At 41.1% G+C, this 26,723-nt stretch carries 26 protein-coding genes; 21 read left to right on the forward strand and 5 right to left on the reverse strand.

Going from position 1 to position 26,723, the window contains the following annotated elements; translation table 11 throughout:
* Positions 1-12 precede the first annotated feature (12 nt).
* The 7 genes from AB9K32_RS05965 to AB9K32_RS05995 all read left to right on the forward strand — a co-directional run bounded on the left by AB9K32_RS05965 (position 13) and on the right by AB9K32_RS05995 (position 6,902).
* Complete coding sequence (locus AB9K32_RS05965) at positions 13-1,053, forward strand: glutaminyl-peptide cyclotransferase (protein WP_369884654.1); 1,041 nt, start codon at positions 13-15, stop codon at positions 1,051-1,053.
* A 2-nt stretch (positions 1,054-1,055) separates the two neighbouring features.
* Positions 1,056-1,445 carry an acyl-CoA thioesterase gene (locus AB9K32_RS05970; protein ID WP_369884655.1) on the forward strand — a complete coding sequence of 130 codons (390 nt, stop codon included), beginning with the start codon at positions 1,056-1,058 and terminating at the stop codon, positions 1,443-1,445.
* A 465-nt stretch (positions 1,446-1,910) separates the two neighbouring features.
* Complete coding sequence (locus AB9K32_RS05975) at positions 1,911-2,645, forward strand: LytTR family DNA-binding domain-containing protein (protein WP_224836728.1); 735 nt, start codon at positions 1,911-1,913, stop codon at positions 2,643-2,645.
* 139 nt (positions 2,646-2,784) lie between these two features.
* Positions 2,785-2,958, forward strand: coding sequence for a hypothetical protein (locus AB9K32_RS05980; protein WP_369884656.1), 174 nt, complete (start codon positions 2,785-2,787; stop codon positions 2,956-2,958).
* Positions 2,959-3,272: 314 nt separating this feature from the next.
* Complete coding sequence (locus AB9K32_RS05985; RefSeq protein ID WP_369884657.1) at positions 3,273-5,357, forward strand: ATP-binding protein; 2,085 nt, start codon at positions 3,273-3,275, stop codon at positions 5,355-5,357.
* Between the two features lie 27 nt (positions 5,358-5,384).
* The gene (locus AB9K32_RS05990; RefSeq protein ID WP_224836725.1) at positions 5,385-6,053 is read left to right on the forward strand and encodes a histidine kinase; all 669 of its coding nucleotides are present in this window, start codon (positions 5,385-5,387) and stop codon (positions 6,051-6,053) included.
* 180 nt (positions 6,054-6,233) lie between these two features.
* The gene (locus AB9K32_RS05995) at positions 6,234-6,902 is read left to right on the forward strand and encodes a hypothetical protein (protein ID WP_252079912.1); all 669 of its coding nucleotides are present in this window, start codon (positions 6,234-6,236) and stop codon (positions 6,900-6,902) included.
* 19 nt (positions 6,903-6,921) lie between these two features.
* Here the strand turns inward: AB9K32_RS05995 and glyA are convergent, their stop codons facing one another.
* Complete coding sequence (glyA, locus tag AB9K32_RS06000) at positions 6,922-8,196, reverse strand: serine hydroxymethyltransferase (RefSeq protein ID WP_252079913.1); 1,275 nt, start codon at positions 8,194-8,196, stop codon at positions 6,922-6,924.
* A 248-nt stretch (positions 8,197-8,444) separates the two neighbouring features.
* On the opposite strand from glyA, the gene AB9K32_RS06005 reads away from it, so the two are divergent.
* Positions 8,445-9,629, forward strand: a complete 1,185-nt coding sequence (locus tag AB9K32_RS06005; RefSeq protein ID WP_369884658.1) for a hypothetical protein — start codon at positions 8,445-8,447, stop codon at positions 9,627-9,629.
* Positions 9,630-9,705: 76 nt separating this feature from the next.
* Here AB9K32_RS06005 and ytxJ read toward each other — a convergent pair whose 3' ends face one another.
* Entirely contained in the window at positions 9,706-10,095 is a 390-nt protein-coding gene (ytxJ, locus tag AB9K32_RS06010) for a bacillithiol system redox-active protein YtxJ (RefSeq protein ID WP_293295067.1), read from the reverse strand.
* A gap of 143 nt (positions 10,096-10,238) precedes the next feature.
* Here ytxJ and clpB point away from each other — a divergent pair, with 143 nt between their 5' ends.
* Positions 10,239-12,839, forward strand: coding sequence for an ATP-dependent chaperone ClpB (gene clpB / locus AB9K32_RS06015; RefSeq protein WP_252079916.1), 2,601 nt, complete (start codon positions 10,239-10,241; stop codon positions 12,837-12,839).
* Positions 12,840-12,960: 121 nt separating this feature from the next.
* Positions 12,961-13,557: a TetR/AcrR family transcriptional regulator gene (locus AB9K32_RS06020; RefSeq protein ID WP_252079917.1), complete on the forward strand. Its 597-nt coding sequence runs from the start codon at positions 12,961-12,963 to the stop codon at positions 13,555-13,557.
* 125 nt (positions 13,558-13,682) lie between these two features.
* On the opposite strand, the gene AB9K32_RS06025 is transcribed toward AB9K32_RS06020, so the two are convergent.
* Positions 13,683-15,101 carry a PorP/SprF family type IX secretion system membrane protein gene (locus AB9K32_RS06025; protein WP_369884659.1) on the reverse strand — a complete coding sequence of 473 codons (1,419 nt, stop codon included), beginning with the start codon at positions 15,099-15,101 and terminating at the stop codon, positions 13,683-13,685.
* Between the two features lie 69 nt (positions 15,102-15,170).
* Between AB9K32_RS06025 and AB9K32_RS06030 the strand changes: the two genes are divergently transcribed.
* A complete protein-coding gene (locus tag AB9K32_RS06030; RefSeq protein WP_224837041.1) occupies positions 15,171-15,695 on the forward strand; it encodes a histidine phosphatase family protein in 525 nt (174 codons plus the stop codon).
* A gap of 41 nt (positions 15,696-15,736) precedes the next feature.
* On the opposite strand, the gene AB9K32_RS06035 is transcribed toward AB9K32_RS06030, so the two are convergent.
* Positions 15,737-16,486: a DUF6503 family protein gene (locus AB9K32_RS06035; protein ID WP_369884660.1), complete on the reverse strand. Its 750-nt coding sequence runs from the start codon at positions 16,484-16,486 to the stop codon at positions 15,737-15,739.
* Between the two features lie 80 nt (positions 16,487-16,566).
* Between AB9K32_RS06035 and smpB the strand changes: the two genes are divergently transcribed.
* Positions 16,567-17,028, forward strand: a complete 462-nt coding sequence (gene smpB / locus AB9K32_RS06040) for an SsrA-binding protein SmpB (RefSeq protein WP_224836716.1) — start codon at positions 16,567-16,569, stop codon at positions 17,026-17,028.
* Here smpB and AB9K32_RS06045 read toward each other — a convergent pair.
* Positions 17,025-17,666, reverse strand: a complete 642-nt coding sequence (locus tag AB9K32_RS06045) for a protein-L-isoaspartate(D-aspartate) O-methyltransferase (RefSeq protein WP_224836715.1) — start codon at positions 17,664-17,666, stop codon at positions 17,025-17,027. The genes smpB and AB9K32_RS06045 overlap by 4 nt on opposite strands.
* Before the next feature lie 115 nt (positions 17,667-17,781).
* Here AB9K32_RS06045 and AB9K32_RS06050 point away from each other — a divergent pair, with 115 nt between their 5' ends.
* The 9 genes from AB9K32_RS06050 to AB9K32_RS06090 all read left to right on the forward strand — a co-directional run bounded on the left by AB9K32_RS06050 (position 17,782) and on the right by AB9K32_RS06090 (position 26,713).
* Positions 17,782-18,747 (forward strand): Gfo/Idh/MocA family protein, encoded by a 966-nt coding sequence (locus tag AB9K32_RS06050; protein ID WP_252081252.1) that lies wholly within the window; start codon positions 17,782-17,784, stop codon positions 18,745-18,747.
* A gap of 49 nt (positions 18,748-18,796) precedes the next feature.
* On the forward strand, positions 18,797-19,684 hold the full coding sequence (locus tag AB9K32_RS06055; protein WP_369884661.1) for a 3-hydroxyacyl-CoA dehydrogenase family protein: 888 nt from the start codon (positions 18,797-18,799) through the stop codon (positions 19,682-19,684).
* Between the two features lie 182 nt (positions 19,685-19,866).
* Positions 19,867-21,102, forward strand: a complete 1,236-nt coding sequence (locus AB9K32_RS06060) for a DUF1015 domain-containing protein (protein WP_224836713.1) — start codon at positions 19,867-19,869, stop codon at positions 21,100-21,102.
* A gap of 6 nt (positions 21,103-21,108) precedes the next feature.
* Positions 21,109-21,768, forward strand: coding sequence for a YggS family pyridoxal phosphate-dependent enzyme (locus AB9K32_RS06065; protein WP_338195516.1), 660 nt, complete (start codon positions 21,109-21,111; stop codon positions 21,766-21,768).
* Positions 21,769-21,781: 13 nt separating this feature from the next.
* Complete coding sequence (locus AB9K32_RS06070) at positions 21,782-23,131, forward strand: exonuclease domain-containing protein (RefSeq protein WP_369884662.1); 1,350 nt, start codon at positions 21,782-21,784, stop codon at positions 23,129-23,131.
* Positions 23,121-23,969 carry an ion transporter gene (locus AB9K32_RS06075; protein WP_224836710.1) on the forward strand — a complete coding sequence of 283 codons (849 nt, stop codon included), beginning with the start codon at positions 23,121-23,123 and terminating at the stop codon, positions 23,967-23,969. Before AB9K32_RS06070 ends, AB9K32_RS06075 begins: the two co-directional genes overlap by 11 nt.
* A complete protein-coding gene (miaA, locus tag AB9K32_RS06080; RefSeq protein ID WP_338195521.1) occupies positions 23,966-24,892 on the forward strand; it encodes a tRNA (adenosine(37)-N6)-dimethylallyltransferase MiaA in 927 nt (308 codons plus the stop codon). The genes AB9K32_RS06075 and miaA overlap by 4 nt, the downstream gene beginning before the upstream one ends.
* Entirely contained in the window at positions 24,882-25,376 is a 495-nt protein-coding gene (locus tag AB9K32_RS06085) for a gluconokinase (protein ID WP_293295058.1), read from the forward strand. Before miaA ends, AB9K32_RS06085 begins: the two co-directional genes overlap by 11 nt.
* 2 nt (positions 25,377-25,378) lie before the next feature.
* Positions 25,379-26,713 (forward strand): GntP family permease, encoded by a 1,335-nt coding sequence (locus AB9K32_RS06090; protein ID WP_369884663.1) that lies wholly within the window; start codon positions 25,379-25,381, stop codon positions 26,711-26,713.
* Positions 26,714-26,723: the final 10 nt, after the last annotated feature.

Genomic DNA, 26,723 nt, shown 5'->3' on the forward strand with positions numbered 1-26,723 from the left:
ACACTCAAAACCATGGGCAAACTTTTTTTCGCAACAACTACACTGCTTTTCTTTTTGGCCTGTGGCGGTAATCCCGACCCGGCCAAGCACTTCTCCATTCAGCTGGAAAACAAATCAATACAGCTAAACCAGCAGGTGGGTGTTGCTTTAAAGAACAAAAAGGACATCGAAATTTCGAATCTGCAGTACTTAATAGATGGTAAGGAAATGCCCCTCACCAATGGAAAATTGACCATGGACCTGCCCACTTTGGGCACCAAAACACTTATTGCCAAGTTCAATATTGAAGATCAAACCGTAGAAGTTGAAAAAGAGATCAGGGTATTGGCGGAGTCGGCACCAGAAATTTACACCTACGAAATTTTGAACACCTACCCCCACGATACCGGTGCCTATACACAGGGCCTGGAGTTTCATGAAGGAGTTTTATATGAGAGTACGGGCAAAAAAGGAGCTTCCACTGTGCGAAAGGTCAATTTTGAGACGGGAGAAGTTATGCAACAGATCGATATGGATGCCTCTATATTCGGAGAGGGCATCACTATACTGAAAAATAAATTGTATCAACTTACCTGGCAGAGCGGTATCGGCTTTGTGTACAACATTGGCGATTTGGAAAAAATCAAAAACTTTACCTATGGTAAAAGTCGCGAAGGATGGGGCCTGTGCAACGATGGCGATAAAATATTCAAAAGCGACGGCACCGAAAAAATATGGTTCTTGGACCCAGATACCCTTGAAGAAACCGGGTACATTGAGATAGCGACCAACAAATCAATTTTTAATAAGGCCAACGAACTGGAATATGTGAACGGAAAAATTTATGCCAACGTGTACCAAAAGGAGAGCATGATGATCATAGATGCAACATCCGGTGCTATAGAGGGTGTAATTAATTTTGGAGGTCTAAAAAATAAAGTGAAGAAAGGTGCTGAATGGGACGATAACAATTCGGTGCTCAATGGGGTTGCCTATCATCCAGAAAAGAAAACTTTTTTTGTGACCGGTAAAAACTGGGACAAACTTTTTGAGGTAAAAATCCTTAAGAAGTAGTAATGCGGAGTTATACCAAAACCGTAATGGTTGTCCAAAATGATCTGGACGACCTGAACCACGTAAACAATATCCGGTATATTGAATGGATCCAGGATATTTCCAAAAAACATTGGACCTCTGCTACGTCGCAAGAAACTCAAAAGAGTATGATCTGGGTGGTCCGCAACCACAATATCACATACCATAAATCAGCCTTATTGGGCAATACCCTACACCTGAAAACGTACATAAAAAGCAGCAAAGGGCCCATATCGACCCGTGTGGTGGAAATTACAGACCGCAAAACGGGAAATCTTTTGGTAAAAAGTGTAACGGAATGGTGCCTGTTGGACGCAAGGACTTTCCGTCCCAAACGAATTCCTGAAGAAATCAAAGTACTTTTTGAATAACAGCACCTCTCCCTTGTACGACTAAGACTCTGTAAAACAAAGTTTTGACCATGTTTTTGTGCTTTGATCCCATTAAAAAACAGCAGTTCATCGAATTTATAGGGCAAAACCGAAATTCTTCCGATTAAAATTTTGAGCCTTATGGTACAAATTGTAATATAGTAGTAGACCAAACAAAAACCAAAGCTATTTATTGAACCTACTAAACACACATCTTTCCAAACCCTATTTTGATTTTTTCTTAAAAAACTTGTAATAAAAAAGGGTGTGGACCACCATTAATTCTGACCTAAAATTTGGGTTAAAAATTCTCCAAGAAAAATTACAGTTATTTCCTGTTTAACGTTTTTTTATGGAAAACTGTAGGAAAATAACCCGTTTTAGGAAGAAATCCCTAGTTTTTTTAAGGGAAAACTGCAATGAGTTTTTTTCGTGCGTTAGTAACTTGCAATCAGCAATTTGTAAATGGAATACACCTATAACATAATAGACTCGGATGCATCTTCTAAGCTACAGTTACAGCTGTACTTGGAGGAATACGATGATTTTATGTGCACAAGTGTCGATACCAATGCCTCGGCAGGTCTAAATTCCATTTTAAAGTTCAACCCCGATGTGGTTCTCATCAATCTAGGTAAAGATGGTGTGGATTACTTCCAAATGGTCGCGGAGCTCAACCAATATATGCAGACACTTCCCATAATAATAGGGTACGCCAAAACCAAGGCATATGCATACAATGCCATTAAGAGCGGATTTTTTGATTATTGGATCCTGCCCCATAACGAGTTTGATATAAGAAAAACAGTTTTGCGTTTGCGCAAGATGCATCCAAAGCAAGATACGCCCTCCACTATCTGTTTAAAATCATATAAAGATTACAGATACTTGGATATGAACAACATCCTATATCTAAAATCCGATAACAACTCTACCGATTTTTTTATGAAGGACGGGAGCGTTGTCAGCGCTTTTAAAACCCTGAAATCTTTCGAAAAACAATTGCCAGGGCAATTTATACGGGTACACCAGAGTTATATCATCAACAGCCGGTATGTTTCTCGGATAAACTATGGCAAATCCATTTGCAGCCTTAATTATGGTAAAGTAGAAGAACTTCCTTTTTCCAAGACCTACAAGGACAAGGTGGATCTTTTAAAGCAAACACTCTCCAAAACGGCAACAAAGGCCCTTAATTAACAGAATTCTAACAGATCATAGCCAAATTCTAGCAGAAACCTTGGCTTTACTACTCCCCGGCCAAAACTACTTCGCTTACTTTAAATGCCCCATAATTTAGCCGGTATAAACCTAATATTTATACCAAAAACCTAATATTATGAAAAAAGTATTTAGCATTTTAGCATTGGCCTTGTTAACAGTAGGATTCTACTCTTGTGAAACCGAAACGGATGTACAGGAAACCGAGGCCCTGTTTGAACAACTTACCATTGACGAGAGTGCAAACGATGATGATATTATTCCCCCAGATGGACGTGGTGACAACGAATAATTGATCTTGCTAATTATGCCAAAACCTCACATAAATAAACTTTTTGCCTTAGTTCTGATTGTATTGACCATACTTTTATATAAAAAAGATGAGAAATTGGAGCAGAGCCTAGCGCTTACCACTGAGTTAAGTCAACAAGAAATATCGTTACAACAAAGAATTGAGATGGGCCTCAGAAAGAATAGCCTTATAAGGTTACAACAAAGCCCCACGGATATTCGCTAAAACCAATGTAACAATACTATAAAACCACGCCCCAAACTACACTGCTTTGGGGCTTTTTTTGTTACCTTGGTTAAATAAACCACATTAGTTTGAAGAAAGTAACCTTTGCTATACTGGCAGTATTGATCTGGGGGTGCGCCAAGCAGTCCCCAAAAACCGAGGCAATTACCGGCCCGGAACTAGATTCCATACAGGAGCTGGTAAACATTGCCAAGACCGCAAAAGAGCTGACCTTGGAGGACAAAAAGGCCTATTTAAAACAAGCGGAAGAAAAAACCACGGCCCTTTCGAACGACTCCATAAAGCTTGAGCAACTCTCCAAAATTTCTTTGGCCTATTTAAGAATTAGGGACTCTTTAAATTTTAGGAGAACCAATCAAGAATTGATCAAGCTATCGCAGAACGCCAAATCAAACAAGGTGTTGGGCTATTCCAATTGGGACTTGGCTCTTTTTTTACAATCCAAAGGTGTAATGGACAGTGCTATGTTTTATTACCGCAACGCATTAAAAAGTTTCGAAAAAATGCCTGTGGACTCCACTTCAAAATCACTCCGAGCAAGAATGTATTACGGAATGGCTCGGGTACAGGACTCTTACAAGGATTATTTGGGCGGTGAGATCAGCGCTACTGCCGCCATAAAAATATTCGATGATCTGGAAGACAATTATAGGCTTCATAGCAGCTATAATGTTCTCGGAGTACTTGCCAAAGGTTTGGGAAATACCGAAAAATCTATTGAATCCTACAATAAAGCCCTCGAATATTTGGATAAATCAGATAATCCCGGTAAAAATAAATCGATGTGGTTTATCCAAAACAATATCGCCAGTGTGTATTTAAATGCAGGGGATTATGAAAAAGCTAAAAATGAATACTTACAGCTTATTAATAATGAGAAACTAAAGCAAAGTCTGCCGGACACATACCAAAAAGCCTTGGGCAGTTTTGCTTACACTGTTTTAAAACTGGACAACGATGCCGAGCAAGCAGAACAGCTCCTAAACGAAGCTTTTGTGGTAAACGCAGAATATGGCGATTTATACGATCGTGCCCGCCTTAATTATTACTATGCAGAGGTCTTGGCCGCTAAAAAAGACACCCTACAAGCTATTGCCCAAGCCAAGGAATCGTTCGAGGTTGCCAAAGAAACCTACAACAACGACCGTATGTTGGACGCACTGCGGTTGTTGAACGGCCTAGACCCGGCCAATTCTAAATCGTATTTTGAGGAATATGCCCAATTAAGCGATATTATAAAGGTAGAGGAACGAACCAAACGAGATAAATTTGCCAGAATACGATTGGAAACCGATCAAGTTATCGAAGCCAACCAAATTTTGATCAAGGAAAAACAAGTTTGGATATACTTTACCGCTCTTTTTATAACTTTTGGTATCGGATTTTTGATCATTATTTCCCTTTATGTGAGCAACAGTCAATTAAAATCGAAACAGCGTTTACAGGAGAGCAATCAAGAAATTTACAATTTAATGCTATCCCAACAAGGAAAGTTTAAAGAAGGTAAACAATTGGAACAAAAACGAATATCCGAAGAGCTGCACGATGGTATTTTGGGGGAAATGCTGGGCATACGGCTTATTTTAGGTGGATTGAACGAAAGAAAGGACCAAGCCTCAATTGACCAAAGAACCAATTTAATAGAAAAACTACGTCTTGTCGAAGAGGAAATTCGCACAATTTCCCATGAACTGAACCATGCATCCTATGAAAAATTTCATAATTTTATCGTGTCCATGGAAGACATGATCAACGAAATTGAGAAATCGTCCGGCATGAATTGTTCCTTTGCTTACGACAAAAAATTAAATTGGGACAATTTGCTGGGAGACATTAAGATCAATGCCTATAGAATAGTTCAAGAATCATTAAAAAACTGTGTAAAACACGCAAAAAGTCAAAATGTATCCATATCCTTTCAATCAACCAACGGCAAATTAAAACTAACCATAACCGACGACGGTGTTGGTTTTGATCCCAGTAGAAAAAAGAAAGGAATCGGGTTAAGGAACATTGTTTCCAGAGTTAAAAAAGTTAAAGGAGTTTTGGACATTGACAGTCGGCCCGGGAAAGGTACCTCTATATCGGTTACCATGCCGGCCAAATATGTTGAGTTCGAAACAACGGACCAAAACCATGTTGTAAACGCATAGTCCCCCAAATTAATAAGAATACCTACGATGAAAACACTACGAATACTTGCAATAGACGACCATGAAATGACCATGCTCGGGTACAAGTTCATACTCGAAGGCATAGAATTCGATGGCCACAATATTATAGTCGATACAGCTACCTCTTACCACACAGGTAAAAAACTGATAGAGGATTCCGTTAATACCTTTAAATACGATATCCTTTTTTTGGATGTCCAACTTTTTGCCCCAAATGAAGACCAGCCCTATACCGGTGAGGATCTTGGTATTTTGGCCCGTAAAATTGTTCCCGAGAGTAAAATTGTTTTTATGTCTTCCTTTAGCGACAACTTTAGGATCAACAGTATATTGAAATCCGTGGATCCAGATGGTTACTTGGTTAAAACGGATATTGACCCCAAAACGCTGGAAGAAGCCGTTAGAACCATAATGACAGAGCCTCCTTATTATTCGTCCAAGGCATTGGGGGCCATAAGAAAAAAGATGGCCAATGACATAGAAATAGATGAGAAGGACAAACAAATACTATATCACCTTTCCAAAGGAACAAAGAACAAGGATCTGGAAAAATTTATCAGGCTCTCCCCATCTTCCATTGAAAATAGAAAAAGGCACCTAAAGACATTGTTCGGAACCGAAAACGAAAACGATCTTGCCCTGATCTTAGCCGCAAAAAACCGAGGTTTTATTTAGGCTCGAATACCGTAAAATAAGGCGTTGTGACGATTTTGTGGTTGGTTTAGGCCCAAAAAATCAAAAAAAACTTACAAACAAGGGAAAACCCCCAGAATTTTTAAGGATAATCTGTAATCCCATGCAAAAGATTCATCCTAATTTTATGTTGAAGGAATCACGAAGTTCAATCAACTCCACATGTCATCATCAAATAAACCAAATAACAATCATAAAAAATCTGGTCCAAAAACCTATTTGGCCACCGATGGATTGGATGATTTTTTACGCGTACTCGAAAAGTATTTTTTCGCTACTGCCAAAGTAATTTGCAGGCACGATTCAAAAAACCATTCCACTAATCTGGTCATCGACCTTCATCATAATTTTGGTATAGGGGAATGCCTACGTCATTTTAACAATGGCGATTGGGGCAATTATAATTTTGTAGAAGAGACCCACTCGGACATATCCAAATCGTTGGACAAAGCACTGGAGGTCCTGAACAATAAAAGTCCCTATCCCATGGACATTTTAGAGCTATCTCTCCATTTTAAGGATACCTCTATAGTTATAACCCGTTTGCACAAGAACAGCATCCTCGAAGAAGCCAGCAATATTTTAACGGCCATAGGCAAACACTTTGTTTATTTTACCAAAGGATTGACCGAAATGCCGTATGAGATTTTTGTTCCTGTTTTTGAAGACAATAACGCCGCTATCCAAAAGAAAACCTCTACACTACGGACAAAGTGCGGTTATTACGATTATTGGGGCCTTTACTTTGATAAAGGACAAAAGCACAAGGCCCTAATATATTCCCTACGAAAGAAAAAACTGTTCGACGAAAGTATTTTCTTGTACGAATAACGCTTTACGCTAGCGATTACTAAACACTGAACAAGGGTCTCGATTTCATTAAATCGTTGACCTTTTGTTTTATCTGGGCAATTTTGGCCTCGTTCTCAGCATCCATTAAAATTTCATCGATGAACCCAACAATGGTCTCCATATCTTCTTCTTTAAGGCCTCTTGTGGTTATTGCCGACGTTCCAAAACGTATACCTGAGGTTATAAATGGTGATTTATCATCAAAAGGTACCATATTCTTATTGGCAGTAATATCCGCTTTTACCAAAACTTGTTCGGCTTCCTTGCCGGATATGTTTTTATTCCTCAAATCGATCAACATCATGTGGTTGTCCGTACCGCCCGATATTACTTTGTAGTCCTTATCCATAAAGGCTTTGGCCATGGCAGCGGCATTTTTCTTCACCTGTACCATATAGTGCAAGAACTCGTCGGAAAGTGCTTCACCAAAAGCAACCGCTTTGGCAGCGATCACATGCTCCAGTGGGCCTCCTTGGTTTCCTGGGAAAACCGCTAGGTCCAAAAGTGCCGACATTTTTCTAAGGTTACCGTTCTTTAATCGTATGCCAAATGGGTTATCAAAATTTTCACCCATTAAAATAAGGCCACCACGCGGACCACGCAATGTTTTGTGGGTAGTGGTAGTCACAATATGGCAATGCGGAATAGGATCGTTCAAAATTCCTTTTGCGATCAATCCTGCAGGGTGCGATATATCGGCCAACAAAATAGCGCCTACACTATCGGCAATTTCCCTAAATCGTTTAAAATCCATATCGCGCGAATAGGCAGATGCCCCGGCAATGATCAATTTGGGTTTTTCCTTATCGGCGATCTCCTGAATTCTGTCGTAGTTCAGCATGCCTGTTTCCTCGTCCACGCCATAAAAGACCGGGTTGTACAATTTACCGGAGAAGTTTACGGGCGAACCATGAGTTAAATGCCCGCCGTGGGAGAGGTCGAAACCTAAAATAGTGTCACCCGGCTTTAAACATGCATGGTAAACCGATGCATTGGCCTGCGAACCCGAATGTGGTTGTACATTGGCGTATGCCGCTCCAAAAAGTTCCTTGGCCCTGTCAATGGCCAATTGCTCTACTTGGTCCACCACTTCGCAACCACCATAATAGCGCTTTCCAGGATATCCCTCTGCATATTTATTGGTAAGTACGGAACCTGCAGCTTCCATTACCTGTGGACTTACAAAGTTTTCTGAAGCTATCAATTCAATACCTTCCAATTGTCTATCCTTTTCTTGTGCTATTAGTTCAAAAATTTTGTGGTCTCGTTGCATTTGCCTTTGTTTTTAATAAGCGGTAAAATTACGAATTGCCCGTAGATTTTTATCTATAAAAAACCGTTAGCTGTGTATTTTTATTAAACAACAGTTAACAATGTGCCAAATCCCAAAAAGTAATAAAAACCCTGTTTTTAAGCCTTTTGGTCCACGATATACTACCCTTCGACCTTTTTCGTTTATAAATTGGGGAATTTTGGCACAGCTATTGAATTCCCCCTAATCAAACCAATAAAGTTGAACCTATGAAAAAAATTTTACTCTTAACCGCAATAATTGTTTTTAGCGCTTGCAGCGGCGTAAAGAAAACACAGGAGGCCCTCAATACGGGCAACTACATTACAGCAATGAACAAGGCCATAAAGAACCTGGCCGAGAACAAGACCAAAAAAGGACATCAACAGTACATTGTTTTATTGGAAGAGGCCTTTGCCAAAAATGCCGCGAGGGAGCAACAAGAAATTTCATTTCTTCAGAATGATGGCAATCCCGCGAATTTGGAAAACATCTACAATAAATATTTACAGTTAAAACAAATCCAACAGCGTATAAGACCTTTACTACCTTTGTATATTTCAGATGAAGGAAGAAACGCCGAGTTCAATTTTGTAAACTACGATAACAATATCTTAAATACCAAGGACGAACTTTCCGAGCATTTATACCAAAATGCCCTGAACCTACTATCCACGGCCAAGTATAAATCGGATTACAGAAATGCCTATGATGATTTAAAATATTTGCAGGAAATTAACCCGGGCTACCGGGAAACGGTAGCAAAAATGGATGAAGCCTACAATAAAGGTTTGGAATTCGTAAGGGTGGACATTGCAAATCAGACACAACAGATCATCCCGGAGCGATTGGAGTCGGAGCTTTTGGATTTTAATGCCTTTGGCATTGATAACTTCTGGTTGCAATACCACACCAACCCCTTGAAAAATGTAAAATATGATTATGCCATGAACTTGGATTTTATGGAGATCAACGTGTCTCCGGAGCGTATTAACGAAACCCAAGTGATAAAAGAGAGACAAATCAAAGACGGTTGGCAATACCTCTTGGACAAAGATGGCAATGTGGTAAAGGATAGTTTGGGAAACAAAATAAAAGTAGATAAAATGCGAACGGTTACTTGTAAATTGTTCCAGTTTACCCAGACCAAAAGTGCTCAAATTGGCGCAAAAGTGAGTTTTACAGATTTACGGAGCGGACAGGAAATCAACTCCTACCCCCTATCGAGCGAATTTATTTTTGAACATATCTTCGCCAATTATCAAGGAGACAAAAGAGCCTTGGAAGACGACCTTTTGTTGTACTTGAACGCTAGGGAAGTTCCTTTTCCGTCGAACGAGCAAATGGTCTACGATGCAGGCGAAGATCTAAAAGCACGCCTAAAGAGCATTGTATCCAAGTACCAGTTCAATTAAAAAATGGTGCCGTATCGAGCGTGGTCGAGATGTATTAACGTTCTTGGCCACGCTCGAGTCGAAACCTATCCAAAACCTACAGGTACTGTTTCAAATCTACATCCGAAATAGCTCCGTGGGATGTATGGAAAACCACTTCGCCATTCTTGATTACTAGCAATTGTGGCGACTCATGCCGTACTTTGAACTGGTCCTCTATCGCGTTCGATACATCCCGATTGCGCTGAATCGTTAAAAAATGAATATCGACCTCCAAATCCATATCATATCCTTCGGTAAACATGCCCAATACCATTCTGCTGATACCGCATGTACTGGAATGCTTATAAACAATTTGGGGTCTCGCTTTTGATTTCTCCTTAATCGTCTCCAATTGCTCTAATGATTCCAATGGAACCCAGGGCAATTCCTTCTTTTCCGTATTGGTTTTCTCCTTCTTTCCGAAAACACTGTCAAATAATCCCATATCACAAATTTACAGGATAAGTCGTAGGGGAACAAAAAGCTTACAACTGACTAAATGTCTTGTTTTTATTAAGTTTCACAGACATTTTGACGGTATCTTCTTCATGGTAAGGTTGTTGACTTAATTCAAAAAAAACAACAACTATGAACTTTAATAATTTTACCATAAAATCACAAGAAGCCATTCAAAGGGCTCAACAGTTGGCCCAAGAATTTGGGCATCAACAAATCGAAAACGAGCATTTGTTCAAGGCTATTGCCGAAGTCGATGAAAACGTATTGCCTTTCATACTAAAAAAATTGAATGTCAATACCAACCTCATCAACCAAATATTGGACAAAGAACTGCAGAGTTTTGCCAAGGTCTCGGGAGGGGAAACAATGCTATCCAGAGAAGCAGGTAAAACGGTGAACGAGGCCAGCATCATTGCAAAGAACATGGGCGATGAATATGTTTCGGTCGAGCATTTGCTATTGGCCATTTTTAAATCCAAAAGTAAAATTGCCCAGATCTTAAAAGATCAGGGTGCTACGGAGAAAGATTTTAAAACTGCCATTCAAGAACTGCGAAAAGGTGGAAAGGTTACCTCGCAAAGTGCCGAGGACACCTATAATTCCTTGGATAAATATGCAAACAACCTTAACCAAATGGCCGATAGCGGCAAATTGGACCCCGTAATCGGGAGGGACGAAGAAATTCGAAGGGTACTGCAAATTTTGTCCCGTAGAACAAAAAACAATCCCATGCTCGTTGGTGAGCCCGGGGTAGGTAAAACCGCGATCGCGGAGGGTCTGGCGCACCGAATTATTCAAGGAGACGTACCGGAAAACCTAAAGGACAAAGTAATCTATTCGCTCGATATGGGTGCCCTTATTGCTGGAGCAAAATACAAGGGCGAGTTCGAGGAGCGCCTTAAGGCCGTAATCAAGGAAGTTACCTCCTCCGATGGCAATATTGTACTATTTATAGATGAAATTCACACACTGGTAGGTGCAGGTGGCGGACAGGGTGCAATGGACGCTGCAAATATTCTAAAACCTGCGTTGGCACGTGGTGAACTCAGAGCCATAGGAGCCACAACTTTGGATGAATATCAAAAATATTTTGAAAAGGACAAAGCCCTGGAGCGCAGGTTCCAAAAGGTAATCGTGGACGAACCCGATACCGAAAGTGCCATTTCCATACTTAGAGGTATAAAGGAAAAGTACGAAGCCCACCACAAGGTCCGAATTAAGGATGATGCCGTAATCGGTGCCGTGGAACTATCTCAACGCTACATTACCAATCGCTTTTTGCCAGACAAGGCAATCGACCTTATGGACGAGGCCGCTTCCAAACTTCGAATGGAAATTAATTCCAAACCCGAAGAACTAGACGTTTTGGACAGAAAGATCATGCAACTGGAAATTGAGGTCGAAGCCATTAAACGAGAAAACGATACGACCAAACTTAAGTCGTTGAATTTGGAACTGGCCAACCTTAAGGAAGACCGTAACGAAATTTTCGCCAAATGGGAGAGTGAAAAAACCGTGGTGGACAATATCCAAAAAACCAAAGAGGATATCGAACACTATAAAGTAGAGGCCGAACGTGCCGAACGCAACGGCGATTACGGTAAGGTAGCAGAATTGCGGTATGGCAAGATCAAAGAAGCCCAGGAAAAATTGGACAAGTTACAAGAAGAGCTTGCAACGCAGCAAACCGCAGGTACTCTGATCAAAGAAGAAGTAACCTATGAGGATATTGCGGAAGTAGTTGCCAAATGGACAGGTATCCCGGTCAACAAGATGATGCAGAGCGAAAGGGAGAAACTTTTAAAATTGGAAGATGTACTCCACAAGCGCGTAGTGGGCCAAGATGAGGCAATAATTGCCGTCTCCGATGCCATCCGAAGAAGTAGGGCCGGATTGCAAGATGCCAAAAAACCTATAGGCTCTTTTCTATTTCTAGGTACAACAGGGGTAGGTAAAACCGAGTTGGCAAAAACCCTGGCCTCATACTTGTTCGATGACGAAAATGCAATTACACGGATCGATATGAGCGAGTACCAAGAACGCCATTCCGTTAGCAGGTTGGTCGGGGCCCCTCCGGGGTATGTAGGATATGATGAAGGTGGACAATTAACGGAAGCCGTACGGCGGAAGCCTTATTCGGTAATCCTGTTGGACGAGATAGAAAAAGCACACCCAGATACGTTCAACATCCTTTTGCAAGTGCTGGACGAGGGAAGACTGACCGACAACAAAGGTCGAGTGGCAGATTTTAAAAACTCCATTATTATAATGACCAGTAACATGGGCAGCCACATTATCCAAGAGAAGTTCGAAGATGCCGTGGATGTGGAAAGTGCTTCCGATGCAGCTCGAGTAGAGGTGCTGGGATTACTAAGGAAAACCATTAGGCCAGAGTTTTTGAACCGAATAGACGACATTATCATGTTTACCCCGTTGAGCAAATCGGATATCAAGGACATTGTAGGGCTTCAATTGGAAAACTTAAAGAAAATGTTGTCCAAGCAAAATATTACGTTGGATGCCACACAAGAAGCCATTGCTTATTTGGCAGAGAAAGGTTACGACCCCCAATACGGTGCCAGACCGGTCAAAAGATTGATTCAAAAAGAAGTATTGAACAGCTTATCCAAAGAACTGCTTTCGGGCAAAATTAGTTCGGACAGTATTGTTCTACTGGATTCTTTTGACGACCAATTGGTGTTCAGAAATCAGAACGAATTGGTGGAATAACATTAAATCGCCCTTAAAACGAGCCCTTACTTTGTTAAAGTAGGGGCTTTTGTTTTGGAAAATACCAGACAGTATCTAATTTTTTATATCTTAGTTTCTACCAATACCAACCTTTACTAAAATGACCAAGAAAGCCGAAAGGACCACAGCGTACATTATTGAAACCGTGGCTCCCATTTTCAACAAACATGGCTACGTGGGCACCAGTATGAGTGATCTTACAGAGGCCACCGGCCTGACCAAAGGTGCTATTTATGGTAATTTTGAAAACAAAGAGGCCCTGGCCCTTTCTTCTTTCGAGTACAATAGAAATTTGTTGTTGTCGGCCATAGACCATAAACTGGAGTTTGGAACGGCTGCTTTGGATAAACTGTACTCCTTACTGGGTTTTTACAAACAATATGACGTATTTACACTGCCCATGGGTGGATGCCCACTGCTAAATGTTGGTGTTGATGCACAAGGAAACAACAAGCTCTTGGCCGCTGCCGTAAAAGAAACCATAAAGGAGGTCGAGGGCAAAATCGCACTCGTACTAGAAAACGGTGCCAAACAAAACGAAATCAGACTTGCGGTCCCGCCTCTGCAGTTTGCCAAGCAATTATTCACCATGATCCAAGGCGCCATTGCAATGAGTACGATGACACAGGATCGCAAATATTTGATGAACACCATCACCTATTTGGAATATTTGATAAAACAAGAGCTTAGAAAATAAGACGAATCCTTTGGTTGCTTTCAAAATGGTTCGGACAGGAAAGAATGCATTGCGACCAGATTTCCCCCCTTTTAACCACTATCGATGACTTACAAGTTAAGGCAAACATGGATAGTTGAATAGAATTAATTCCCTCTGACCCTAAAAATCCATGTTTTGTACACGTATTTGCCATAAAATTTACTGTCCCTTGCTTTTCTGGCCTCTTCCATGGTGTTATACCTTTCCAAGTATACATAATTATATCTATTGGATTTTCTGTAGAAAGATTTGGGCTCTAGTCCCATCTCAAGGACCGTTTCCATAAAACTCTCGAAATATTTCTTTGTGCCGTACACATTGGCGATCAGATAAAAACCGGCCTGCAGACCGTCCTCGCTTTCAACTTCCTCATATCGTTCATTGGGTTTTACTTCCACTGTTTGATTCTGTAAACGTGCAATACTATCTTTTTTACGTTGAAGCTCCAATTGCACGTTCTTTCGTTGGATTTCGGACAACGAATCTTTCTCTCGCTCCATCTCTCTTCTAGCTTGGAGTTCCCTTTGTTCCTTTTCTTTGCGTTGTCGCTCGATTTCTTCTTCGAGCTGCCTTGATTTTTCTTTGTCACCTTCAGGGTCTTGATGCTTTTCCCTGGATTTTGTTTTTCCAAAGTGATAAGACGCTACAATTTCTATGGTAGTATCTTCATCGGTCAATAGATCGTCTGTTCCAAATTCCATAAGCCCACCTACGGAAAAAGTATTGGCTATAGTAACACCCAGCCCTCCGGATGCACCATAAAAACTATTATACCCGCCCTGCACCCAAAACTTGGATGTGGACAAAAGCCCATTAATGCCATATTGGGTATCGCCCTCTGGTACAGATTTTACATACACCACAGGCCGAACAAAACTGTCCCCAAAAGCATCTGATATCGTTACTGGAAAGTCGTTGGCCAATGTTCCGGTAACCACCTGAAAACTATCCATATTCTCGCCATTCCCGGATACATTAAAACCCACAGCATTTTCAAATGCCACACCAACACTAAAACGATTGACCATTAGTCGAAGAGCTGGTGAAAATTGGACCCTAAATCCCTCAAGATCTTCCAATTCCTCAGGGGTAAGTTCGTCTTCCAGCCCAAACCGCTCATCTGCCACGGTTTGCCTAAAAGCAAATGTATTTAGTCCGGCCATTAGGTCGACCCCATCATCGAGCTGAAAAGTTTGCGCAAAATTCAAGTTGCCTCCCGTGTATAAAAATAAGCCCGTATTATGTTGCAAAAAACCACCTGCGACAACGGCCATCTGATTTAATTGATGGGTATAATTTACAAAGATAGATGTTGGGTCTCCGTCGATACTCTGCCATTGCCAACGCGTCCAAATGGATAGTGAGTTCGGCCTGTTCCAATCCAGGGAATAGGTAGGGTTCCACAAACTGGCATTGAACTGAGTGAGCGTATGTTGCCTAAAATCCGATGGCAAAACAAGTTCTTGCCCCCTACTAAACCAGAAATTTACCAGTACCAAAATACAAACCACTAATTTTCGCATACAAGAAAATAAAAATTAAACGTTACTTTTAAACGGACAAATAAAAACTAGGGAACTTTGAATAGAACTATGCGAACCATCAAACCGCTAATTGCTCTTGCAATTATACTCGTTGGAAGTATCGGATGCAAAAAAGATACAAAAATTGTGGAAGACCCTGTTATCTCCACCTTTTATTTTATTCGTCATGCAGAAAAGGACAGGACCGATCCGGACAACCCGGACCCGGAGCTAAATCAAGATGGTCTCGACAGAGCTATTCGCTGGGCAGAAGTTTTCGACCCTATTTCTTTGGACAAAGTGTATTCCACCAATTACGAGCGCACATCCATGACCGCTGCGCCGACCTCTATCAAAAAAGATATCGATATTGAGTACTACGATCCACAAACTTTGGATATTGAGGAGTTTAAGCTTATTAATGAAGGTAAGAATATATTAGTGGTAGGCCACAGCAATACCACCCCCATGCTGGTAAATAAAATTTTAGGCTTGGAAAAATACGATCAAATGGACGACTCGGACAACAGCAGTCTTTTTATTGTTCGTTTTATCGATGGTGTCCCAACCGACATTCGACTAAAAATGGATTAACCATTTCTATTCCAAAAAAATTGTATTGACCAAAGATAGCCTTATTCCGATTCGTCCGTAACGGTAATATTTTTAGTTTCTATTTTGGATAATAGTTCCAGCCCGTCCGTATGGAACAACTGGCCAATTTCCAATATATCGCTTCCTTCTTGTTTGGGTTTATAGTTTTCATAATCCACAAAACGGATACCGCCAATATAACGCTCGTTATATGCCTTTCTAAATCGCTGTCCACCACCGTTTACATGGAAGCTATAGGCCAAGTAATCAGGTTTAAATGATTCTGTGTTAAACCAATATACATAAGTGTCTTCGAAATCGACCCCTCCTCCTTGTTGGTCGAATGTTACCTTAATCTTGTAGTATTCTTTATTTTTAATGGTCTCCTTGCCCAATAGCTCTTTGTTTACTGCGGCATCGTTCAACCCCAATGGCAACCGCACAAAATAGTGGACAGAGTTAATGGAGTTGGTATAAAGTTGAGCCATGGAATCCTTGACTTTTACCAAGGAGTCATTCATGTATCGCTCAAAATTATCCATGGTCATAATATCTTTTACGACTACCGAGTCCAAATCCCTTGTACGCGTATACACCCGATTACCGTCAATATTTTCCGATCTATATTTTAAATCCCTAAAATCGAAGGTCACTTCATGGGTTTCGAACAGTTTACCCCCGCTATCTTCAATGGATTTATTTACAATATCTTGGGCGGTCAGTTCTTTTTTAGGTTCTTGTTTGCAACCAATAACAATAACTAAGAGGAGCAGGGATAAAATTCTTTTCATAGATGAGTTTTGATACTTATTCGTAAAATCTAACGTAACATTACAAAAATCTTGCTAAAGAGTTTATATTTTTGTCCCCAATGCAGAAAAATATCAACATAAAAAACAGAAGAGCCCGGTTCGATTACGAAATCCTGGATACCTACACAGCAGGTATAGTTTTGGGCGGTACCGAAATTAAATCCCTTCGATTGGGCAAAGCCTCTATTTCGCAAAGTTTTTGTGAGTTTAATCCCAAGGGCGAGCTGTTTGTGATCAATATGCAGATCGATGAGTATAGCCATGGTGGGCATTACAACCATAGGCCAAAAGCAGAACGTAAATTATTGCTCAACAAAAGGGAGTTGAAAAAACTTCAAAAAGAGGTCGCCACAACCGGATTGACCATTGTTCCCTTAAATGTTTTTATAAATGATCGAGGTCTCGCCAAAATGAATATTGGACTTGCCAAGGGGAAAAAACTGTACGATAAGCGGGAAACCATAAAGGATCGTGACAATAAGCGCAATCTCTCCCGGATCAAAAAGAGTTTCAACAATTAATTTTTGTCTTCCAACAGCGGAACAAACCGAAACGACCCAAATTCCTTTTTCTCGAATTCCTTTTCAGACTTACGCACAAATAGTGTCATGATCTGCTCGTCAACACCTACCGGGATTACCAGCCTACCACCTATTTTTAGTTGGGACAACAACGGTTTGGGCACTTCTGGGGCGCCAGCAGTAACAATAATACCATCAAAAGGAGCTTCTTGCGGCAATCCTTTATATCCATCCCCAAAAATCATCTTCTTGGGGCGATAGTGCATTTTATTAAAAAACAATCGGGTGGATTTAAACAGTTCCGATTGTCTTTCAATGGTGTACACTTTAGCCCTTAAATACAATAAAACAGCAGTTTGATACCCGCTCCCGGTACCTATCTCCAAAATCTTGGCATTGGGTTCAACCTGCAACAATTCCGTCTGGAAAGCTACGGTATACGGTTGGGAAATCGTTTGATCCGCACCAATGGGAAATGCCTTGTCCTGATACGCATGATCTTCAAAACTGCTATCTAAAAACAAGTGCCTTGGAATAGTCTTTATGGCCTCTAAAACTTTTTGATCGGTAATTCCCTTGGCAGCTACAACTTCTGCCAAGTTCTTGCGCATTCCCCTATGTTTGAGCGTATCCTTCATGGTCTGTGGTCTGGAGGCACGAATTTAAAAAGTTCCCTAAAAATATCCCTCTACTTCCGATCAAAAATTTATGGAAACTGACATCATATCCTTATTTTTGACGAAAACAGGAAATATGCTAAAAGTTGGTGTCCTTGGAGCAGGACATTTAGGGAAAATACACCTGAGGCTCCTAAACCAATCGGACAAATACGAACTGGTCGGGTTTTATGACCCCGATGAGATCAACGCCAAGAAAGTCGCAGCGGAATTTGGATATAATTATTTTGAGAACATCAATAAATTGATCGATGCCGTTGATGTTGTAGATATTGTAACCCCTACCCTTTCACATTTTGATTGTGCCAAAAAGGCCATTGAAAAAGGCAAGCACATATTTATTGAAAAACCTATCACCAACACACTTGAAGAAGCCGAAGAATTGCTCGAACTTACCAAACAGCATGGCGTAAAAGGGCAAGTGGGACATGTGGAGCGATTTAACCCTGCTTTTTTGGCCGTAAAGGACAAGATCGACAATCCCATGTTCATAGAAACGCACCGTTTGGCAGAATTTAACCCCAGGGGAACCGATGTTCCCGTGGTCTTGGATTTAATGATCCATGATATTGACGCTATTTTAAGCGTTGTTCCATCCGAAGTCGAAAAAATAAACGCAAGTGGCGTTTCGGTGATCAGTCAATCCCCAGACATAGCAAACGCCCGAATCCAATTTAAGAACGGCTGTGTCGCCAATCTTACATCGAGTCGGATTTCCTTAAAAAATATGCGTAAATCCAGGTTCTTTCAGCGCGATGCCTACATATCCGTCGACTTTTTAGAGAAAAAGGTAGAGGTTGTAAAAATGAAGGACGCACCAGAAAACCCTGGTGATTTTGATATGATTCTCCAGAATGCCGAGGGCGATAAAAAGCAGATCTATTTTGAAAACCCCGAAATAGACGCCAACAATGCCATTTTGGACGAATTGGAAACCTTTGCCAATGCCATCAACAACGATACTACACCGATCGTGAGCTTGGAACAAGGTGCCAATGCCCTTAGAGTGGCCCTTCAAATAATCGAATCCTTTAAAAATTAACTCAGTGTTGTTCTCCGTTCCGAGAACAAAGCCATACAAACTAAATACAATGAAAAAAATAGCTGTAATCGGTGCCGGAACCATGGGTAATGGAATTGCCCATGTATTCGCACAAAACGGATATCATGTAAATCTTGTGGACATTTCCCAAGTATCTTTGGACAAAGGAATGGCCACAATAACCAAAAATTTGGACCGTATGATCGCCAAGAAAGTGATAGACGAAGCCAAAAAAGAGGGTACATTGGCCAATATAACCACTTACACCAATATAAAGGACGGTGTAAACGATACCGATCTTGTGGTAGAGGCAGCTACGGAAAATTTGGACATCAAACTAAAGATCTTCAAGGATTTGGACGAAATATGCAAGCCCGAAACCATTTTGGCAACCAACACCTCTTCCATTTCCATAACACAAATAGGAGCGGCCACGAAACGCCCGGAAAAAGTAATCGGAATGCATTTTATGAATCCTGTTCCAATTATGAAATTGGTAGAGATCATAAGGGGCTACAGTACCTCAAACGAGGTTACCCAAACCATTATGGAGCTATCCAAGAAATTGGGCAAAATCCCGACCGAGGTAAACGATTATCCTGGATTTGTGGCCAACAGGATCTTAATGCCCATGATCAACGAATCTATCGAAACTTTGTACAACGGTGTCGCCGGCGTTAGAGAAATAGATACGGTAATGAAATTGGGAATGGCTCACCCCATGGGCCCATTGCAACTTGCCGACTTTATTGGATTGGATGTATGTCTTTCCATCCTAAATGTGATGTACGATGGTTTCAAAAACCCAAAATATGCCCCATGCCCTCTACTTGTGAATATGGTGATGGCCGGTAAATTAGGGGTAAAATCAGGTGAAGGCTTTTACGATTATTCCGAGTCCAGAAAAGCCGAAAACGTTTCCGCACAATTTAAATAGGATTAAAAAGAATTTGATCGTTATTCCAACAGAACAAAGCGACGAGGAATCTCATAACTTTAAATCATTACCAAGATTTCTCACTACATTCGAAATGACAAAGAAGACCAAGTATTTCGAAATTAAGTAGCGATAATTAATAATTAGAGGGAAGCACCTCTTTTAACTATATAAGGAATTTCATGGCCATTGTTAAGCCTTTTAAGGCCATTCGCCCCACAAAGGACAAAGCTTTTTTTGTTGCATCGCGCTCCTACGAGGAATATTCAAAAGAAGAGCTCAAGGCTGTACTGCAGTACAACCCGTTCTCGTTTTTACATATCATCAATCCAGGATTCAAGTTCGATAAAAACATTAAGGGTAAGGAGCGTTTTGGACTTGTACATAATCGGTATTTGGAGTTTTTGGAAGAAAACATCTTTTTGAAAGACGAAGAGCCCAGTTTTTATCTCTATCAAATAGAAAAGGATGATTTTAAGAGTTTAGGCTTCTTTTGTGCATGTAGCGTGGATGATTACAGGAGCAACGTCATCAAAAAACATGAGGACACCATACAAGACCGGGAAGAACTTTTTGCAGATTACCTGCACACCGTAGGTTTTAATGCAGAACCGGTTTTAATGACTTACGAGGACAGTGATTTGGTAGATGAAATATTCCAACGAAAAATACAGCGCGAGCCCGAATATGATTTTACCACTACGGACAAAGTAAACCACAAGCTTTGGAAAATTTCATACCCCGAGGGCATAAAAAAACTGGAAAGTGCTTTTGGAGACCTAAACTCGCTCTACATAGCGGACGGACACCACCGTAGCGCCTCTTCCAGTTTGTTGGCCGATATTAAAAAGACCGAAAACCCCAACCATACCGGAGAGGAAGCCTACAATTATTTTATGGCTTATCTGATTCCTGAGTCCCAGATGAAAATTTTTGAGTTCAATCGAATGGTGAAGGATTTGAACGGATTTTCCAAGAAAGAATTCCTTATCCAGTTGGACGAACATTTCCGTATCGAGAAAAGAATGGACGGACTGAGAAAACCCTCCAAAAAACATGAGTTCAGCATGTATTTGGCCGGAGAGTTTTATACCCTTCATTTTAGAAAAACCAATCACGTTTTTCCCGATGCTTTGAGTAAATTGGACACTCAAATTTTGTACAAAACTGTTTTGGAACCCATTTTGGGGATTACAGACCTACGAAACGACGACCGGATATGTTACGGTTATGGCAAAAACAACCTGATCCAAATGAAAGATATGGTGGATTCGGGAGCTTTTGCCGTTGGTTTTAGCCTTGTTCCCACAACCATAGAAGAAATTAAGGCCATTGCCGATGCAGGTTTGGTAATGCCCCCAAAAAGCACGTATATTGAGCCTAAGCTCCGCAGCGGTCTGGCGATTTATGAATTATAGAAAACTATGTCCATAAAAGATAATCTCGATAAAATAAAATCCGAACTCCCTTTAGGGGTTACCTTGGTTGCCGTTTCCAAAACCAAGCCCAATAAAGATATTATGCAAGCCTATGATGCCGGGCAACGGGTGTTTGGAGAAAATAAAGTACAGGAAATGGTCCAAAAATGGCAAGATTTGCCCAAGGACATCGAATGGCACATGATAGGCCACCTACAACGCAATAAGGTAAAATACATGGCCGAGTTTGTCTCCTTGATCCATGGGGTGGACAGCCCTCGGTTACTCAAGGAAATCGACAAACAGGCAAAAAAGCATGACCGTGTAATACCTTGCTTACTACAAATACATATTGCCGAAGAGGACACTAAATTTGGTCTTGATAAGAACGAACTCGATCAACTCATCAATTCCGAGGAATTTAAGACCATGGAAAACATCAAAATTGTTGGTTTGATGGGCATGGCAACTTTTACGGATGACAAAAAACAAGTTAGTAAGGAGTTTGCCCTACTTAAATCTTTGTTTGATGATCTTAAAACAGAATTGCCCGACATCGGCATTCTTTCCATGGGAATGAGCGGTGATTACCAATTAGCCATAAAGGAAGGCAGTAACATGGTGCGGATCGGAAGCAGTATATTTGGGGCTAGAAACTATTCATAACCAGTAATTTTCCATGTACGCGATACTCGACATTGAAAGCACCGGAGGAAAATATAACGAGGAGGGCATTACAGAGATTGCCATCCATAGGTTCGATGGGCACGAGGTAGTCGATAAATTTATCTGCTTGATCAACCCAGAGAGGGAAATACAGCCATTTGTGGCCAAACTTACCGGTATCAACAATAAAATGTTGCGGTCGGCGCCAAAATTTCATGAAGTGGCCAAGCGTATCGTTGAAATTACCGAAGGAGCTGTTCTAGTGGCACATAATGCCCAGTTCGACTATCGCATCCTTAGAACGGAATTTAGGCGATTGGGCTATGATTTTCAACGCAAGACACTTTGTACCGTGGACCTTTCCAAACAACTCATACCCGAAGCAGAATCGCACAGCCTGGGCAAATTGGCACGATCACTGGGTATTCCCATGAGTGATAGGCACCGTGCCAATGGCGACGCCCTTGCTACTTTGAAGCTTTTTAAATTGTTGCTGAACAAGGACTCGGAAAAGAAGATCATTACCGAAGTCATTCGCGAAGAAACCCACGGAGAACTATCCCCCAATCAATTGGACATGGTTTTTAACCTCCCATCCGATACCGGTGTGTACTATATGCACAACAAGGATGGCGAAATCATCTATTTAGGTAAAACAAAAAACATTAAAAAGCGTGTGAACCAGCATTTTACCAATGTTGGAAAATTAGCTCGCAAACTGCAAAAAGAAACCAAAAAGGTTACCTACGAAACTACGGGCAGTGAACTTATTGCCATTCTAAAAGCATATTTAGAGCAAACGAGAACCAAACCACGGTACAATCATGTTTCCAGAAAGAAACTGTTTACCCACACCATAGACTTTAATCGGAACGGAACGGACCACATAATTCTGGACGTGGAAAAAAGCAGGGCTTTGGAATACAAAAAAATGGCATTCAACGGAACGCAAGCTGCAAAAAGCTTTCTAAAAAAAGTTGCTGAAGAGTTTGACCTATGCCCCGCATCTCTCGGATGGGAAACTAATAATCAAGAAAAGGAAAATCGATCCAACCCAGATTGTTGCAACAAAAAAGTATTGTCCGTTTTTGAAAAGTACAGTATTCAAGATAAAAACATTGCATTAACAGATCGCGGGCGCGAGACCGGGGAACGAAGCTTTGTTTTGGTTAAAAATGGTAAGCTTCAAGGATTTGGGTACGTTGAACTCAATCATCAGATCAATAATATTCATATCTTAGAATCGATTATGACTCCGTTGCGTAGCGATGAAAACACTACTTTTATAGTGGAAACCTACTTAAGAAAAAACCATCGACTAAAAACCATACCGTTAACCACCTCACCTTCTTATGGACAATAAACCACTTCCCAAATGGCAAAATACCCTTCATGAAATAATTTATGAAGCGGATACCCCTGCGGGCAAGTTTTTTGACCTGATGCTCTTTGTATTGATCATTATCAGTGTAATTCTGGTAATGCTGGAAAGTGTTCAGGAAATCGATCAGAAGTACCACAAGAGCCTTCTTGCAATGGAGTGGATTGTGACCATCTTTTTTTCCATCGAATATATTGCAAGGATCATCAGTATAAAAAAACCATGGAAATACATCTTTAGTTTTTATGGCATCATAGATTTTTTATCGACCATTCCCTTGTACCTTTCCTATATTTTGGCCGGCTCACAAGTACTTTTGGCGGTAAGGGCTTTTCGCTTGCTAAGGATTTTCAGGATATTAAAGCTCGTCAAGTTCATTGGGGAAGCCTCACAGCTAAAAAAAGCACTAAAAGCCAGTAGAACTAAAATCGCAGTATTTATTTATGTGGTCTTGATCCTTTCGGTGATCCTGGGTACGATGATGTACATTGTTGAAGGAAACGAAGCTGGTTTCACGAGTATCCCAAGGAGTATCTATTGGACCGTTGTTACCCTGACCACCGTAGGCTATGGTGACATTACGCCTGTAACCAGTTTAGGACAGTTTTTGGCCACGGTTATTATGATCTTGGGGTATGGTATTATTGCGGTGCCCACTGGAATTGTGACCGCAGAAATTGCCAAGAGCGGTAAAGATGACAAAAAGGATATTGATAAAGAACCCATGGTCCACGTAAATACACAAGCTTGTCCATGCTGTGGTATTGGGGGGCACAGAGACGATGCATCGCATTGTTATAACTGCGGACATGGTTTATGAGCACTAAGATCCTACTTGCTATAGTTGGCCCAACTGCAATAGGCAAAACAGCGTTGGGCATTACACTGGCCAAATATTTCGATACGGAGATCATATCGGCAGATTCCCGTCAGTTTTTTAAGGAAATGAATATCGGAACTGCAGTGCCCTCCCTGGAGGAGCTACAAGAAGCCAACCATCATTGTATTCAGCATAAAAGCATTTTTGAACCCTATTCCGTAGGCGATTTTGAAAAAGATGCCATTGCATTGCTCACACACCTATTTAAGGAAAACAATATTGCCGTAATGGTTGGTGGCAGTGGACTGTATGTGGATGCCGTGGTCAACGGACTGGATGAGTTTCCCCATGTTGACCCGGAAATTAGACTGGCACTGAACCAAACTTTGGAAAAGGAAGGCTTAAAAAGCCTTCAGACCGAACTTAAAAAGAGAGACCCGGAATACGCCCAAAAAGTGGATATGGAAAATCCGCATAGATTGATCCGTGCCCTTGAGGTTTGCAGAACTTCCAATCAACCTTATTCTTCTTTTCTAAACCGACCCAAAGCCAAAAGACCCTTTAAAACACTCTATATTGGAATTGATGCCCCCAGGGAAATCATTTACCAAAGAATAAATAAGCGCGTAGATCTAATGATGGAGGCCGGATTATTGGACGAAGCCAGAAAACTACACGAGCATAAAAGACTTAATGCACTGCAAACTGTTGGTTACAAGGAACTTTTTGAATATCTTGACGATAATTGCACTTTGGAATTTGCCGTATCTGAAATCAAGAAAAATACCCGGAGATTTGCAAAACGGCAGCTAACATGGCTGCGAAAAAATAATTCTATTTTGTGGGTCCCTTTTGATAGTAAGCCGGAGAAAGTGATACAAATGGTTACAGACCAATTAAAAACCGACCTTTATGCCTCATAATAAAACCGTGCTCGTAGTTATGGGAGTCAGTGGCTCCGGTAAATCCAAAATCGGCAAACTGCTTTCAAAAAAACTCAACTTGCCTTTTTATGATGGCGATGACTTTCACCCCGAAGCCAATATCGAAAAAATGAGCTCCGGCACCCCATTGAACGATAACGATCGAAAAGAATGGCTTATCGAACTCAATAAATTGGCGTTGAAAAACAAAAAAGTCGGTGCAATAATAGCATGTTCGGCACTTAAAAAAAACTACAGGAGCATCTTACGAGCAGGAATGGGAAATTGTATGGCGTTTGTTTATTTGAACGGCACTTTTGAATTAATTCGGTCCAGATTGGAAACCAGAAAAGACCATTTTATGCCCATGGACCTGCTAAAATCACAGTTCGATACATTGGAACCTCCTTCCAACGAAATTTCGGTTTCCATTGACAAGTCTCCCGACAGTATTGTCAAGGACATACTCAAACAACTCAACTAACCATGGAAATTAATCTACTGTTGGCCGTTCTTATTGGAATAGCCATTCTATTATTCCTGATTTTAAAGCTCCGCATTCACGCGTTCGTTGCTTTATTGATCGGTAGTATTACCGTTGGCCTTATTGCCGGGCTGGATGCCGGCCAGATCATCGGAACGCTACAGAAAGGGATGGGCGGGACCTTGGGTTTTGTGGCAACGGTGGTAGGTTTGGGCGCTATTTTTGGTGGAATATTGGAAACATCGGGCGGTGCAAAGGCCATTGCCGATTTTATGGTTGCCAAGTTTGGATTAAAAAAAGCTCCTTCAGCTATGGTAATTTCAGGTTTTCTGATTGCTATTCCCGTTTTTTTCGATGTAGCTTTTATCATATTGGTCCCCATGATCTATGCCCTACAGCGTAGGACCGGTAAATCACTTCTCCTATATGCCATACCCCTGTTGGCAGGTTTGGCTATTACTCACGCTTTTATCCCACCAACACCAGGACCAATAGCAGTGGCCGACATTATTGGAGTAGATCTGGGCTGGGTAATATTGATGGGCTTTGCCGCAGGAATTCCAACAGCATTGATCGCCGGGCTATGGTTCGGAAAACACATTTCGAAAAAGATATTTGTTGCGGCACCGGAAGGAATTGAAGAAGAAAACCATCCTAAACTCCCCCCAATTACTCAAGTATTACTAATTATAGGGCTGCCCATCGTTTTGATTTTGTTGAATACAATGGCTTCTGCGGGAACTTTTGGAACTTTAAATACCAATTTATTGAATATTACCGCATTGGTCGGCCATCCATTTTCTGCATTGATCATTGCGAACTTATTGGCCTGGTACTTTTTTGGGCTAAAAAAAGGATTTACCAAAGACCAACTATTAAAGATATCCACCAAATCCTTGGCCCCAGCAGGAACCATAATCCTTTTGACGGGTGCAGGAGGCGTTTTTAAACAAGTGTTGACAGATACAGGGGCAGGCGAACTTTTAGCCTCCTCTTTGAGTAATGCAGGAATTCCTGTTTTGGCCTTTGCCTTTATTAGTGCTGCTATAGTCCGTATTGTTCAGGGTTCGTCCACAGTTGCCATGATTACCGCGGCAGGTTTGGTTTCCCCCTTATTGGTCAATAGCAGTTTAAACTCTATTGAACTTGCCTGTTTGGTTATTGCAATTGCATCCGGCGCCAGTATATTTTCGCATGTCAACGATAGTGGTTTCTGGCTGGTCGGTCAGTATTTGGGCATAACGGAAAAGCAGACCTTCCGTTCTTGGACCATAATGACCACTATATTGGCTTTTGTTGGGGTACTAACCGTTTCTATAATTTATGCCTTTGCATAAAAAAAGCCAC

The organism is Allomuricauda sp. XS_ASV26 (genome assembly GCF_041224615.1).
GTDB classification, from domain to species: Bacteria; Bacteroidota; Bacteroidia; order Flavobacteriales; family Flavobacteriaceae; genus Flagellimonas; species Flagellimonas alginolytica.

What these genes read in the sequence shown, in the direction of transcription:
- AB9K32_RS05975 (WP_224836728.1), top strand. Translation starts at nt 1,911, where the DNA reads ATGGAATACACCTATAACATAATAGACTCGGATGCATCTTCTAAGCTA.
- AB9K32_RS06025 (WP_369884659.1), bottom strand. Translation starts at nt 15,101, where the DNA reads ATGCGAAAATTAGTGGTTTGTATTTTGGTACTGGTAAATTTCTGGTTT.
- AB9K32_RS06065 (WP_338195516.1), top strand. Translation starts at nt 21,109, where the DNA reads ATGTCCATAAAAGATAATCTCGATAAAATAAAATCCGAACTCCCTTTA.
- AB9K32_RS05980 (WP_369884656.1), top strand. Translation starts at nt 2,785, where the DNA reads ATGAAAAAAGTATTTAGCATTTTAGCATTGGCCTTGTTAACAGTAGGA.
- AB9K32_RS06070 (WP_369884662.1), top strand. Translation starts at nt 21,782, where the DNA reads ATGTACGCGATACTCGACATTGAAAGCACCGGAGGAAAATATAACGAG.
- glyA (WP_252079913.1), bottom strand. Translation starts at nt 8,196, where the DNA reads ATGCAACGAGACCACAAAATTTTTGAACTAATAGCACAAGAAAAGGAT.
- AB9K32_RS06085 (WP_293295058.1), top strand. Translation starts at nt 24,882, where the DNA reads ATGCCTCATAATAAAACCGTGCTCGTAGTTATGGGAGTCAGTGGCTCC.
- miaA (WP_338195521.1), top strand. Translation starts at nt 23,966, where the DNA reads ATGAGCACTAAGATCCTACTTGCTATAGTTGGCCCAACTGCAATAGGC.
- AB9K32_RS06005 (WP_369884658.1), top strand. Translation starts at nt 8,445, where the DNA reads ATGAAAAAAATTTTACTCTTAACCGCAATAATTGTTTTTAGCGCTTGC.
- AB9K32_RS06045 (WP_224836715.1), bottom strand. Translation starts at nt 17,666, where the DNA reads ATGAAGGATACGCTCAAACATAGGGGAATGCGCAAGAACTTGGCAGAA.
- AB9K32_RS05965 (WP_369884654.1), top strand. Translation starts at nt 13, where the DNA reads ATGGGCAAACTTTTTTTCGCAACAACTACACTGCTTTTCTTTTTGGCC.
- AB9K32_RS06090 (WP_369884663.1), top strand. Translation starts at nt 25,379, where the DNA reads ATGGAAATTAATCTACTGTTGGCCGTTCTTATTGGAATAGCCATTCTA.
- AB9K32_RS06055 (WP_369884661.1), top strand. Translation starts at nt 18,797, where the DNA reads ATGAAAAAAATAGCTGTAATCGGTGCCGGAACCATGGGTAATGGAATT.
- AB9K32_RS05990 (WP_224836725.1), top strand. Translation starts at nt 5,385, where the DNA reads ATGAAAACACTACGAATACTTGCAATAGACGACCATGAAATGACCATG.
- clpB (WP_252079916.1), top strand. Translation starts at nt 10,239, where the DNA reads ATGAACTTTAATAATTTTACCATAAAATCACAAGAAGCCATTCAAAGG.
- AB9K32_RS06060 (WP_224836713.1), top strand. Translation starts at nt 19,867, where the DNA reads ATGGCCATTGTTAAGCCTTTTAAGGCCATTCGCCCCACAAAGGACAAA.
- AB9K32_RS05970 (WP_369884655.1), top strand. Translation starts at nt 1,056, where the DNA reads ATGCGGAGTTATACCAAAACCGTAATGGTTGTCCAAAATGATCTGGAC.
- ytxJ (WP_293295067.1), bottom strand. Translation starts at nt 10,095, where the DNA reads ATGGGATTATTTGACAGTGTTTTCGGAAAGAAGGAGAAAACCAATACG.
- AB9K32_RS06035 (WP_369884660.1), bottom strand. Translation starts at nt 16,486, where the DNA reads ATGAAAAGAATTTTATCCCTGCTCCTCTTAGTTATTGTTATTGGTTGC.
- AB9K32_RS06020 (WP_252079917.1), top strand. Translation starts at nt 12,961, where the DNA reads ATGACCAAGAAAGCCGAAAGGACCACAGCGTACATTATTGAAACCGTG.
- AB9K32_RS06075 (WP_224836710.1), top strand. Translation starts at nt 23,121, where the DNA reads ATGGACAATAAACCACTTCCCAAATGGCAAAATACCCTTCATGAAATA.
- AB9K32_RS05995 (WP_252079912.1), top strand. Translation starts at nt 6,234, where the DNA reads ATGTCATCATCAAATAAACCAAATAACAATCATAAAAAATCTGGTCCA.
- AB9K32_RS06030 (WP_224837041.1), top strand. Translation starts at nt 15,171, where the DNA reads ATGCGAACCATCAAACCGCTAATTGCTCTTGCAATTATACTCGTTGGA.
- AB9K32_RS06050 (WP_252081252.1), top strand. Translation starts at nt 17,782, where the DNA reads ATGCTAAAAGTTGGTGTCCTTGGAGCAGGACATTTAGGGAAAATACAC.
- smpB (WP_224836716.1), top strand. Translation starts at nt 16,567, where the DNA reads ATGCAGAAAAATATCAACATAAAAAACAGAAGAGCCCGGTTCGATTAC.